The sequence below is a fragment of the Pseudomonas sp. GW823-FHT02C02 genome (genome assembly GCF_058797635.1).
On the sequence record NZ_JBXAJV010000002.1, the window covers coordinates 77,286 to 90,405 of the forward strand.

The 13,120-nt window shown below is 62.1% G+C and carries 8 protein-coding genes; 4 read left to right on the forward strand and 4 right to left on the reverse strand.

Annotated features, from left to right (window positions below):
- Positions 1-109: 109 nt before the first annotated feature.
- Both AC1ROI_RS03105 and AC1ROI_RS03110 read left to right on the forward strand, forming a co-directional pair.
- Entirely contained in the window at positions 110-1,552 is a 1,443-nt protein-coding gene (locus tag AC1ROI_RS03105) for a mechanosensitive ion channel domain-containing protein (RefSeq protein WP_102594627.1), read from the forward strand.
- 173 nt (positions 1,553-1,725) lie between these two features.
- Positions 1,726-2,166, forward strand: coding sequence for a carboxymuconolactone decarboxylase family protein (locus AC1ROI_RS03110; RefSeq protein WP_077748887.1), 441 nt, complete (start codon positions 1,726-1,728; stop codon positions 2,164-2,166).
- Here the strand turns inward: AC1ROI_RS03110 and AC1ROI_RS03115 are convergent, their stop codons facing one another.
- Both AC1ROI_RS03115 and AC1ROI_RS03120 read right to left on the reverse strand, forming a co-directional pair.
- On the reverse strand, positions 2,167-3,765 hold the full coding sequence (locus AC1ROI_RS03115; RefSeq protein WP_102594626.1) for a DHA2 family efflux MFS transporter permease subunit: 1,599 nt from the start codon (positions 3,763-3,765) through the stop codon (positions 2,167-2,169). It lies immediately after the preceding gene.
- Positions 3,762-4,883, reverse strand: coding sequence for an HlyD family secretion protein (locus tag AC1ROI_RS03120; RefSeq protein WP_102594625.1), 1,122 nt, complete (start codon positions 4,881-4,883; stop codon positions 3,762-3,764). The genes AC1ROI_RS03115 and AC1ROI_RS03120 overlap by 4 nt, the downstream gene beginning before the upstream one ends.
- Positions 4,884-5,135: 252 nt before the next feature.
- Between AC1ROI_RS03120 and AC1ROI_RS03125 the strand changes: the two genes are divergently transcribed.
- Complete coding sequence (locus tag AC1ROI_RS03125; RefSeq protein WP_102594624.1) at positions 5,136-6,863, forward strand: ShlB/FhaC/HecB family hemolysin secretion/activation protein; 1,728 nt, start codon at positions 5,136-5,138, stop codon at positions 6,861-6,863.
- 105 nt (positions 6,864-6,968) lie between these two features.
- Positions 6,969-11,480 (forward strand): hemagglutinin repeat-containing protein, encoded by a 4,512-nt coding sequence (locus AC1ROI_RS03130; RefSeq protein WP_102594623.1) that lies wholly within the window; start codon positions 6,969-6,971, stop codon positions 11,478-11,480.
- A gap of 49 nt (positions 11,481-11,529) precedes the next feature.
- Here AC1ROI_RS03130 and AC1ROI_RS03135 read toward each other — a convergent pair whose 3' ends face one another.
- Together AC1ROI_RS03135 and AC1ROI_RS03140 are read right to left on the reverse strand one after the other, a co-directional pair.
- A complete protein-coding gene (locus AC1ROI_RS03135; RefSeq protein ID WP_010458484.1) occupies positions 11,530-12,291 on the reverse strand; it encodes an SDR family NAD(P)-dependent oxidoreductase in 762 nt (253 codons plus the stop codon).
- A gap of 3 nt (positions 12,292-12,294) precedes the next feature.
- Entirely contained in the window at positions 12,295-13,116 is an 822-nt protein-coding gene (locus tag AC1ROI_RS03140; RefSeq protein ID WP_010458485.1) for an ABC transporter permease, read from the reverse strand.
- Positions 13,117-13,120: the final 4 nt, after the last annotated feature.

A 13,120-nucleotide genomic window follows, 5' to 3' on the forward strand; every position in this document is an offset into this window, starting at 1 on the left:
CTGTCTGACCGCCATCGCGAGCAGGCTCGCTTCCACAGTTTTTTGAGGTGTTATCAGATCCGCATTTACTCCTACACTGTGCCCATCCGTACATGGCTGGAGTTGTTTGATGCTGTCACTGCTTACCAATCACCCCTTGATCAGCGCGCTGGTCCTGATCCTGATTGATCTCGGCTTGTGGCGCTTGATCAGTGCCAACGGCAGCAACTGGAAACTGGTCGTGCGGCTGGTGATTTTTGCGCTGTTCAGCGTCTTGTTGTTCAACGAAGGCATGAACCCGCTGGAGCCGGCACCCTGGGCCGATAACGTACCGCTGCACCTGGCGGCCACGGGGTTGCAGATCGGCTGGTGGCTGTTCGGCGCGCGCACCCTGACGGTGTTGATCGGTGCAGTGATGATGCAACGGGTCGGGCACACGGGGCGGTTGCTGCAGGATCTGCTCGGTGCGGTGATCTTTATGATCGCCGTCATCGCCGCCCTGGCCTATGTGCTCGAACTGCCGGTCAAAGGCGTGCTCGCGACCTCCGGTGCGTTGGCGATCATCGTCGGCCTGGCCTTGCAAAGCACCCTCAGCGACGTGTTCTCCGGGATCGTCCTCAACACCACCAAACCCTATCAACTGGATGACTGGATCTCCATCGACGGCACCGAAGGCCGGGTCACCGACATCGATTGGCGCGCCACGCGCCTGCAAACGTCCCAGGGCAGCATGGTGGTGATTCCCAACTCGCTGGCGGCCAAGGCCAAGATCATCAATTTCAGCCGGCCGAGCGATATGTTCGGCGTCTCGATCAGCCTGCAACTGAGCCCGCACGCGCGCCCGCAAACGGTGCTCGACGCGTTGGAGCGGGCGATGCAGGGTTGCCGTTATCTGCTGAGCAAACCGGCGCCAAGTGTGGCGTTGAAAGGCTCCAGCGCCAGTGGCGTGGAGTACGAAATCAGTGGCTTCGTGGTCTCCATGGATCAGAAACGCATGGTGCGCAATCTGCTGTTCGACCTGGCGTACCGGCACTTGCAGGCATCTGGTGTCAGCCTGTTGTCGAGCGTCGAGTCCAACGCGCCTGCCGTCCTGTCACGGCCACGGGCGTTGCTGGACAGTTCGAACATTTTCTCGACCCTGCGTCAGGAAGAGAAAGACACCTTCAGCCAGAACATGACCCTGCAAACCTTCCGCGCCGGTGACATGATCCTGCCGGCGGGTGAGGTCAGCGATCACCTGTTCATCATCGAATCGGGTGTGGTCTCGGTGCAGTTGAGCCGGGGCGGGGTCAAGTTCGAATCCGGGCGCATGGGCCCGGGCGAGGTGATCGGCGAGGGCGGGATTTTGTCCGATACCGCGCTGCCGGCGGAGTTCAGCGCCAAGACCGCCTGCAGCTTGTATCGCATCGAGAAGGACTACCTCAAACCGTGCCTGGATGCGCGTCATGACATCAGCGAAGCGATGACGGCGTTGCTGGATTTCCGCTTGCACAAGGCGCAGGCCCTGACCCAGGAAGTGCCGAAGGTGGTGGAGAAGAAAGGGTTTTTGCGCTGGTTACGCAGTCGGGCGTAGGGATCTTCGGGGATGAGCACTGCGCGGTTCGTGAGCAGGCAAACCGCGTTTCAGCTCGCCAATCCATCATCGGCACATCCAATGGCCTCCTTGACTTTGGTGATATTGGTTATTTGTGAGAGGGGTGTGGGGGATTAACTTGGCTCCACCCCCATTTGCTATTGGAGTCCACCATGAAACCTCGCCTCGATTTCTACACCGCGTCCCCTGACGCACTCAAAGCCATGATCGCGCTGGAAGGCGCGGTTTCGAAGCTGCCGCTGGAAAAGACCCTGATCGAACTGGTCAAGCTGCGCACCTCGCAAATCAACGGCTGCGCCTTCTGCCTGGACATGCACAGCGCCGATGCGCGCAAGGGCGGTGAAGACGAGCGCCGTCTGTACACATTGTCGGCCTGGCGTGAAACGCCGTTCTTCACCCCGCGTGAACGTGCGGCGCTGGCGTGGACCGAGTCCCTGACGCTGCTGAGCCAGACTCACGCGCCGGATGAGGACTACGAACTGGCGGCGTCCGAGTTCAGCCCGAAGGAATTGGTCGACCTGACCGTGGCCATTACCACCATCAACGCCTGGAATCGCCTGGCGGTGGGTTTCCGCAAAATGCCTCAAGCCTGATCAATGAGCGTCTGCTGACGGCGCGGCCGGTGGCTGCACCTTGCGCATCAAGGGCACCATCGCCGTGGCAATGATGAAGCACACCATAATCATCAGAAAGGCGTCGCCGTAGGTCTGGGTCTGGGCTTCGCGGTAGGTCAGCAGCCAGAGTTGATGCAGGCTGGCGGTGACGCCGGCGTCGCCGCTCTGGCCGAGGGCTGCGAAGTTATTGCCGACCTGGGACAGCCATTGGTTCAGCGCTTCGTTGGTGCTGTTGAGGTTTTCCGCCAACCGGGTGAAGTGCAGGTTGGTGCGGTCGTTGAGGATGGTCGCACACGCGGCAATGCCGATGGCGCCCCCCAGGTTTCGCATCAGGTTGAACAGCCCCGAGGCATGTTTGAGCCGTGCCGGCGCCAGTCCGCCGAGGGTTAATGTCACCGCTGGCGGCACGGCCAGTTGCTGGGCGATTCCGCGCAAGGCTTGCGGCAGCATCAGTTCTTTGGCCCCCCAGTCATGGGTGATCGGGCTGAAATCCCACATCGACAGCGCGAACAGACCAAGGCCGCTCATCATGATCCAGCGCAGGTCGATGCGATTGGCCAGAAAGGCGTACAGCGGAATCGCCATGATCTGGAACACTCCGGTGGAGAAAACTGCCAGACCAATGTCCAGCGCACCGTAGCCGCGCACCCGGCCGAGGAACAGCGGCGTCAGGTAAATGGTGGCAAACAGACCGATCCCGGTGACGAACGAGAAGAAACAACCGAGGGCGAAGTTGCGGTCCTTCAAGGCGCGCAAATCGACGATCGGGTTCGCCACATGCAAGGTTCGCCCGATGAAAGCCAGGCCGGCCAGGCCACTGATCCATGCCGTGGTCAAAATTGTGCTGTCGCTGAACCAGTTCCAGCGCGGACCTTCTTCGAGGGTGTATTCCAGGCAACCGAGAAACAGCGCCATGAACACCATGCTCAAGTAGTCGGCGCCCTTGAGCAGCGACAGTTCCGGCTGGTCGATTTTCACCAGCATCGGCACCGCCACCGCGACGAAAATCCCCGGCACCAGGTTGATGTAGAACAGCCAGTGCCAGGATGAAATGTCGGTGATCCAGCCACCAATCACCGGCCCCAGGGTCGGTGCCAGCGAAGCCACTGCGCCGATGGTCGCGGCCGCGATCACCCGTTGTTTGCCGGTGAAGAAAAAGAACGCGGTGGTGAATACCAGCGGGATCATCGAACCACCGAGAAAGCCTTGCAGGGCACGGAAGGCGATCATGCTCTGGATGTTCCAGGCCGCGCCGCAGAGCAGGCTGGCCAAGGTGAATCCCACCGCAGAAGCGCAAAACAGCCAGCGCGTCGAGAACACACGCGACAGCCAGCCCGACAGCGGGATCACGATGATTTCGGCAATCAGGTAACTGGTTTGCACCCACGCCGTTTCATCGGTGCCGGCCGAGAGTCCGCCGCCGATGTCACGCAGCGAAGCGGAGACGATCTGGATATCCAGCAGCGCGATGAACATGCCGATACACATGGAGGCAAAGGCGAAAACCTTGGTCGCCGTCGCCGTCGCCATGTTCGCGGCATTGAACGGTTGCGCGGGGGCGGCGAGGGCGCGGCTCATGGCGCGCGGGCCACGGCCGGGGTTGCAGGTTCCTTGCGAGTGTCCACTTCGGCGGTGACCGACAGGCCCGGACGCAGGTGGCCGAGCACGCCATCGGCTGGATCAAGCACGATGCGCACCGGCACCCGCTGAACGATTTTAGTGAAGTTGCCGGTGGCGTTTTCCGGCGGCAGCACGCTGAACTGTGAGCCACTGGCCGGCGCGAGGCTGTCCAGATGACCATGAAACGCCTGCCCGGAAAGCACGTCGGCATGAATGATCACCCGCTGCCCCGGATTCATGCGCGCCAGTTGATCTTCCTTGAAGTTGGCATCGACCCACAGACCACTGGACGGTACCACCGACAGCAGTTGCGAACCGGCCTGGGCATAAGCGCCGACCCGCGCCCGACGATTGCCGATTACGCCGTCCACTGGGGCCTTCAGTTCGGTGTAATCCACGTTCAGTTGCGCCAGATCACGTTCGGCGTGGGCCTGCATCAGCGCGGCACGGGCCTGCTGCTTTTGCGTTGCGATCACGTTGAGCTGCCGCTGCGCCGCCAGCAGTTCGGCCTGGGCCCTCGAACTGAGGGCCTGAGCCGTTTTGAACGTCGCGTCGGCGCGTTGGGCGCTTTCCACCGAGACCGCATTACTGCCAACCAGTTTTTTGTAGCGCGCATTGTCGTCCCGTGAGCGAGCGGTTTCGGCGCCGGCGGCATCGATGCCGGCGCGGGCCTGGCCGATCACCGCGTGTTGCAGTTGTTCGGTGGCGTCGAGGTTGGCCAGCAACGCTTCTTCGGCGGCCACCGCGCCGTCAGCCCTGGCCAGGTTGGCGCGGTAGTCACGGGCGTCGAGGCGGATCAGCACGTCGCCGGCCTTGACCTTCTGATTGTCGGTGACCAGCACTTCTTCGATGTACCCCGCGACTTTCGGGCCGATCACTGTCACGTCGCCGCCGATATAGGCATCGTCGGTTTCTTCAATGAAACGCCCGGTGGTCCACCAATGCGTCGCGTACAACCCGGCAAACACCAGGGCAGCGATGGCCGCCGTCAGCAAGATCAACCGTTTGAGCAGGGGAGACTTGGGTGTGCTCACCGGGACAGCGACGTCGGGTTCGAGGCTGGGCATGCTGGTCATTGAGTAAATACCTATGGGAAGCGGGTCTTTATTACGCATGTAATATGACGTAGGTAATATTTTGTGGCAAATGATTTCTGTTGCCAGTCGTCAGGGCGATGACAGCGGGAACGAACAGGAACGACAAGGAAACCAATTGTTTAAGAAATGTAAGCGTTGTAGGACGCGTCTTGCATTTGCGTAGGAACGATCTGACTATCACTCGCATTGATGGGGTGGCATTAAGCCATTTGATGATGACAGGGATGTTGAGTGCCGTATTCGTTTCGCGTTGTGCCTCGCCGTTGTTGCTCGCCTTGCACGCTGTTGTTGGCTTCGTTGTTGAGCCTGAGTGCTTCTGCACTCCAGGCGGCAGAGCCCTCCGCCCCAGGCCAGGAAGTGTTGCGCCAGCAACAACAGCAACAGCGCGATCTGCAACAGCTGCAACTGGAGCAGCGTCGCCGGCAACTGGAGCGCGGCAGCTTTGGTCCTGCGCCGGTCGCGCCGGCCGTCCCCGCCAGTGTGCCCGCCGATGAACGCTGCTGGCCCCTAAGTGGCACGCGTGTCGGTGGCGTCACCCTGATCAGCAGCAAGACCCTCGGCGAGCGGATCAAGCCGCAACTGTCGTCGTGCATGGGCGTCGGCCAGATCAACCATCTGCTGGCGACCATTACCGGCCTGTATGTGGACGCGGGGTACATCGCCAGTCGGCCGTACCTGCGCAGCGCTCCGGTCGCCGGGCAATCGCTGGATATCGTGGTCGATGAAGGTTACGTCGAGTCCATCGAACTGGCCGACCAGCGCCTGCCGGTGTCCCTCGGTGGCGCGTTCCCCGGAATGCTCGGCAAGCCGCTGTACCTGCGCGATCTTGAGCAAGGCCTGGATCAGTTGAACCGCTTGCGTTCGCTTGACCTGACGGCCGACATAGCCCCCGGCTCGCAGCCCGGCGCCTCGCGGATCATCCTGCGTTCGCGCACCAGCGGCCAGTCTCGCTGGGCGTTGGGGTTGGGCGTCGACAACCTCGGCAGCGCCAGCACCGGGCGTGATCGCGACACCCTGAGCCTGAGCCTCGACAGTCCGCTGGAGCTCAATGACGCCCTCAACGTGAGTGCCAGTGACACCCTCAATCGCGGTGATCGCTACAGCCGCAACGCCAGCGTTTACTACGCCATTCCCTACGGTTACTGGACCTACAGCGTATTCGCCAGCCATGCCGAATACCGCGCGCCGTTCAAGCTCAGCACCCTGAAATTCCACAGCAGCGGCATCACCGACCAGCTCAGCGTGCGCGCCGACCGGGTGTTGTGGCGCGATCAGAGCCATCAGTTCAGCGCCAACCTGCAACTGGCCCACAAGGACGTCGACAGTTATCTGGAGAACATTCGCCTCGGTATCCAGAGCCCGACCCTGACCGTGGTCGAAGCCGGTTTGAACCTGTTCTGGCTCAACAGCGCCGTGTGGAACCTGGACGTCAATTACGCCCAGGGCCTGCGCTGGTTCGGTGCCGATGACGATGCCCAGCGCCAGGTCAACGACCTGCCCAAGGCGCAGTTTCGCAAGTACCGCGCCGGTCTCAGCCAATGGCGAAACGGCCAGTTTGGTCAGCAGACATGGCAGTGGCAAAGCCAGTTGAACATTCAGTACAGCCCCGATCCGCTGCCGGCCATCGAACAACTGCTCGGCACCGATGATTCCGCCGTGCGCGGTTACCGGGTCAACAGTGCGTCCGGTGCCAGCGGCGCGATCTGGCGCAACACCTTGCGCCTGCCGTTGCGCAGCGATTGGCCGGTGCAAGTCACCCCGCGCCTGGGGCTGGACAACGGCTGGATCAAGGCCGACCACGGCACCCAGGGGCAACGCCTGAGCGGGGCCAGCGCCGGGGTCAACCTGAGCTGGAAAAACCTGCAAGTGGACGTCGATTACCAACGCAGCCTCAACACCCCCAGCGGTTTAAGGCATGAGCCAGAAACCTGGCTGATGCGCGTGGGGGTGCAGATATGACCACCGACTCACCCGACACACATTCAGCCGTCGGACCTGTGCGCGACAGCCTCGGCAATCATCCCAACGCGCAACGTGATGCCGCACTTTTATTGAGAGGTTCCTATGCCTGAACAAACATTTGCGTTCCATCTTTCCCCTCGGGGAAAACTGCGCTGGGCGATTGCCAGCCTGTTCCTGATTGCCCATCTGCCAAACGCCCTCGCGGGTGGCGTGGTGGTCGCACCGGGCCCCGGCGGCACCGCACAACTGCAAACCCAGGGCGGCGTGCCGATCGTCAACATCGTTGCGCCCAACGGCTCGGGCCTGTCGCATAACCAGTTCCTCGATTACAACGTCGATCGCCAGGGCCTGGTGTTGAACAACGCCTTGCAGGCCGGGCAATCCCAACTCGCCGGGCAACTGGCCGCCAACCCGCAGCTCCAGGGCCAGGCCGCGAGCGTGATCCTCAACGAAGTGGTCAGCCGCAACGCCTCGGCCATCAACGGCGCCCAGGAAATCTTCGGCCGCGCCGCCGATTATGTGTTGGCCAACCCCAACGGCATCTCGGTGAACGGCGGCAGTTTCATCAACACACCGAACGCCAATCTCGTGGTCGGCCGTCCCGAATTGAACGACGGCAAGCTGCAAGCCCTGAGCACCCGTGAGGCCACCGGGACGTTGCAGATTCAGGGCGCGGGCCTGCAAAACCGTGAGGGCTCGATCAACCTGATCGCCCCGCGCATCGACAGCCAGGGCAGCCTCAACGCTCGGGATCAACTGAACCTCACCGTCGGCCGCAATCAGGTGGATTACGCCTCGGGCCAGGTGAAAACCGTGGACCCGGCCGGCAACACCACCGACCACCGCATCGACGCCAGCCTGTTTGGCGCCATGCAAGCGGGGCGCATCAACATCGTCAGCACCGCTGAGGGCGCCGGCGTGCGGGTCGGGCCGGTGCAGGTCGCGGGTCGCGAGGGCGTGCAGATTCGCTCGGCAGGGGATTTGAGCATCAGTGGCCAAGCCGTTCCCGACAGCCTCGAAGTGGTCCGGGCAGGCGTTCGCAGCAGCCAGGGTGACGTCCGCTTGCACAGCGGCAAGGACCTGACCCTGGCCGCCGCCGACGTCAGTGGCCGCGACGTCAAACTCGACGCCGGACGCAACTTGACCTTGAGCACCGTCGAAAGCCGCCGTCTCCAGGAGAAGCGCGAAAACTGGAACAACAGCACCATCGGCATCACCTGGGAAACCTACGATCGCACGCAGACCGACAGCGATTCACGCCAGCACGGCAGCCAGATTCTCGCCAGCCGCGACGCGCACTTGTCGTCCGCGGGTGACACTGAACTGAAAGCGGCCAAGATCAAAGCGGCAAACAATCTGAGCGTGCAAAGCGGCGGCGATTTACGCCTGAGCGCCGCCACCGAAAGCCACACCCAGACCGATCAGGGCAACCACCGCAAACACTTGTGGAAAGCCGATTGGAACACCAGCAGCGAAGAGCAGCGCAGCATCACCAGCCACTTGGAGGGCGGCAACATCGCCCTGCAGACCGCCGCGTTATTGCGTTCCGAAGGGGCTGAGTTGAGCAGCGCCGCTGACATCCACCTCGCGGGCAAACAGGTGGAAATCACCAGTGCGAGCCGCACTCAGCGCACCAGCGACAACCGTTACTCGGGCGATCTGGTGGGCGGCGGTTTCTTTGGCAAGACCGGCGACGCCGATCAGGGCAAGACCCAGAACCAGGGCAGCAAAATCAACGCGGCCGGCAAGTTGATCGTCAAGGCGGACGACGTGCGGATCAGCGGCAGCCAGGTGCGCGGCGGTACCGAATCGAGCGTCATCAGCGACAAGGGTTCGCTGGTGATCGATGGCGTACAGGACACTTCTCACACCAACAGCCACGACAAGGACAGCAAGTTCTTCGGCATCACCAAGGACGAAACCCGGCAGAACGCCAAGGACAGCAGCACGGTGCGCAGCGAGCTGACCTCGGACAGCAACCTTGGGCTCAAGAGCGCCAAGGACATTGAGGTGGCCGGTTCCACGGTCAAGGCTGGCGGCAACCTGAGTGCTGACGCGGCGGGGGATGTGAAGGTGCATTCCGCGCAAGACACTCGCGACAGCAGCACAACCACCGAGACGCGTGGCTTCGATGCCTACGCCAGGGAAAACAGTCCGGACGCCGGGCAGTATCGTGCCGGTGTGCATTACGAAGGCAAGCAGAAAACCGTGACCGGCAACGACATCAAGCAGCAGGGCTCAAGCCTCAGCGGCGGCACTGTGCAACTGGCGGCGGGCGGCGACCTGACGCTCAAAGGCTCCGAGGTCAACGCCACACACGGCGACGCGACGCTGACCGGCAAGAACGTCTCGCTGCTGGCCGAGCAGAACAGCCACAGCACCTCGACGGATAAAACCGGCACCAGCGGCGGCTTCTACTACACCGGCGGCCTCGACCGCGCCGGCAGTGGCATCGATTTCGCGCACACCTCCTCGCAAGACACCACTGGCACAACCACCGCGCAAACCAGCAGCGTGCAGAGCAGCGGCAACCTGAACATCAACACCGGCAAACTGACCACCGAAGGCGCGCGTCTGGATGCCGGCAAAGGCCTGAATGTCGCTGCCGTCGAGGTAGACAATCGCGCTGCGCACAACACCGACAGCAGCACCCACAAAGACAGCAACTGGTCAGCGGACATCGGCGCCAACGTCGAGTACAAGGACATCGCCCGGCCGATCGCCGGAGCGGTCAAGGATGTGCTGGCCGGCAAGGTGCCGGACAAGGATGCGCTGGCCAACCTCGGTCAACCCAACGTCGGCATCGGCGTTGCGATCGGTCATCAGAACGCCAGCCATACCGAGCAAACCAGCACCGCCGTGGTCAGCCAGTTCAAGGGCGGCACCGTGGAGATGAACGTGGCCGGGACGTTGCAGGACCAGGGCACTCAGTACCAAGCGAGCACGGGCAAGGTCAACATCAACGCCGATACCTTGGTGGCGACCGCCGCGAATAACACCCACCGCAGGACCGATCAGGCGCTGGACGCCAAGGCTGATGTGCGGGTCTACACCAAGACCGGTGAGGACGTGAACGTCGCCGGCAGCGGTGCGGGTGGCAGCAGCCAGACGCGCAAGGACACGTCCACTGCTGTCGTCGGCAGCTATGCCGGCAGCAAAGGGGTGACCATCAATCTGCGTGGCGATGGCCAGTTCGAAGGCAGCCATTTCGATGGCGGGCAGGGCGGTGTCTCGATCAAGACCGGCGGTGACCTGGCGCTGAATCAGGCCACTGACCGCCAGAGCAACGACACCTCCAGCCTACGCGGCAACGGCTCGTTGAACGTCGGCACTGCACCGGGCACCAACGGCACCAATGTCGATCTGGGTGCGGGTTTCCAGCTCGATCACACCGGCAAACAAACCCGGGACAGCCAGGCGCAGGTGTCGAGTATTCAGGGTAAAGGTCCGGTGCTGTTGAGCAGCGGTGGCGATCAGATCCTGCAAGGGACGAAGGTCGACACGCGGGGCGGCATTGACCTGAAGGCTGGCGGCCAACTCGATCTGCAAGCGGCAACCGACACCCACACCGCGACCGGCAGCAACCTCGGCGGCGGCCTCAAGGTGGGCGGCAGCAAAACCAGCACGGAGATAAGTGCTGACCAGGGCGGCAACGTGAGCGGCAATTTCAACATCGGTCGGGTCAACGAAACGACACGGACTTTGACCGGTGGACAGCTCAACAGCCAGGGCAACATCGCCCTCGGTGGTGACGCGATCCACCTGCAAGGCACCCAGGTCAGCGCCCCGAGCGTCAGCCTCGATGCGCAGAGCGGCGGCATCCTCCAGGCGTCGGCCGAGTCCACACAGAACCGCACAAACTGGAATGTGGCACTGAATGCCGGCGGCAACCTGAGCAACAGCACACCGGTCGTCGCGGATGAAAAGCACGTCGCCACAAGTGATCACGGCTTCAATGCCGGGGCCAAGGTCGGCGTGGATTACCTGCAAGGCACGATCCAGCAGAACAGCCAGATCAAGGCTGACAACGTGGTGTTGAACAGCGTGGGTGATACTCGTCTGGCGGGTGCGCGGATTGATGCGACGACCGTCAGCGGCAAGGTCGGCGGTGACCTGAGCGTGGAAAGTCGCCAGGACAGCCAGACTAGCGCCAAGGTTGATGTTGACCTCGGCCTGACAGGCAAGAAGGTTGCACCAGCCGACAAGGACAAAGTGGCCGAGAACACCAAACCGGGCGGGACTGACTACAAGCCGACACTGAAACTAGATGGCGGTTACGCGCATAAGGACAGCGTCGGCCAGGCTTCCGGTATCAGTGGCAGCCAGGGTGTAAGTCTAAAGGTGGGCGGCGCCACGCAACTGAGCGGTGCACGGATTGCATCGACTGACGGCCGCGTGGGGCTCGGTGGTTCCAAAGTCACCACTGCCACCGTGAGCAACCGTGATTACGGGATCAACGCCGGTCTGGATTTGCCTGAAAAGGCAGAAGGTGAAGCCGGTAAACCGGTCGTTACAACCCCGGGTGAGCACAGCATCAAACTCGGTCCGGTCACCCTGGGCGGTCATTACGACAGCCAATCGTTACAAGCTGGGATCGACGAGAAAAATATCTAGGCTCCGCCTTCCCTGTGGGAGCGAGCACGCTCGCTTCCCCATTTGATTGTTAGCGGGAAACTTGCGGTGCGTGACTCGGAGGGGTTCTCAGCCCTGCCGTTTCACCACCGTCCACCGTCAACACCGTACCGTTGACGTAGCTGGACGCTGGCGACAGCAACCAGCAAATCGCCTGGGCCACTTCTTCGGGCGCGGCCAGGCGGCCTACGGGAATCCTTGCGGTCAGGGCAGCCAGACGAGGTGCGTCCTTCATGATCGCGTCCATCATGCGCGTGGCGATCTGACCGGGGCACACCGCGTTGAACCGTACGCTTGCGCCATATTCCAGGGCCAGCGCCTGCGTCATGCCAATCAAGGCCGCCTTGCTGGCGCAGTAAGTGGCCAGTCCCTCTTCGCCGGTCTTGCCGGCGATCGACGACACATTCACCACCGCTCCATGACCCGCCTGCAAGCCGGGCAAGGCGTGCTTGATGAAGAAAAATGCCGAGCGGGTGTTGACCTCGAACATCGTGTCCCATTCCAGTTGTGAGGTCTGTGTGAGCGCCTTGCGCCCGGCCATGCCGGCGTTGTTGACCAGACCTTGCAAGGAGCCGTTACCCAGTTCCAGTGCGCGGTAGACGACGCGTTGACAGTCGGCCTCTTGCCGCACGTCGCCCGCCACGAACGTGCTGCCCGGCAGGCGCTGGGACAGCTGCTCTCCCGCATCGACGTCACGTCCAGTGAACACCACTGACATGCCCTGGCCGATTAACTGCTCTACGGTGACGGCACCGATGCCCTGGGTGCCGCCGGTCACGATGTACATGCTCATAGGTTATTGCTCCTTGAGTTGGCGGGCGTTGCGTTGTGCTCGCAAGGTCAGCCAGGTAGTGGTCATCAGCCCGACAATGCCCACCAGTAGCAACAATGTCGACATGGCGAGAATCGAGGGGTCGATGGTGTCGCGTATGCCATCGAACATTTGCCGGGGCAAGGTCCGTTGGCTGGGGCCGCCGATGAACAGCACCACGACGATTTCGTCGAACGATGTCATGAAGGCGAAGAGTGCGCCCGATATCACACCAGGTGCGATGATTGGCAAAGCAATACCCGCGAAGGCCCGCACAGGTGAGGCGCCGGACATGGCGGCGGCCTTGAGCAAGGTCATGTCGAAACCCTGCAGGCTGGCGGCAACACTGATCAGGACGAAAGGCGTGGCCAGGACGGTGTGGGCCAGAATCAGACCGAACAAAGTACCTGTCAGGCCCAGTTTGCCGAAGAGAAAATACATGCCCAGCCCGGAGATCACAGGTGGGAAAATCATCGGTGAAATCAGCAGGCCGAGCATTCCGCTGGCGGCTGGCAGGTTGCGGCGTGCAAAGGCCAGCGCGGCCAGCGTTCCGAGCAATGTCGCCAGCAGTGTCGAGGCGATGCCGACCCACAGGCTGTTGCTCAGCGCTTGCATCCAGGGACCGCTGGTGAATACCCGTTCATACCATTGCAGGGAGAGTCCCGGGAGCGGGTAGGAGAGGAACGTGCCACTGCTGAATGAAATCGGTACCACCGCCAACAGTGGTGCGATCATGAAAATGCTCATCAATAGACCGAACAACACATGAGCCTTGCGGGCGAGGTAAGCCTGTATGAAATGGTTCATGGGA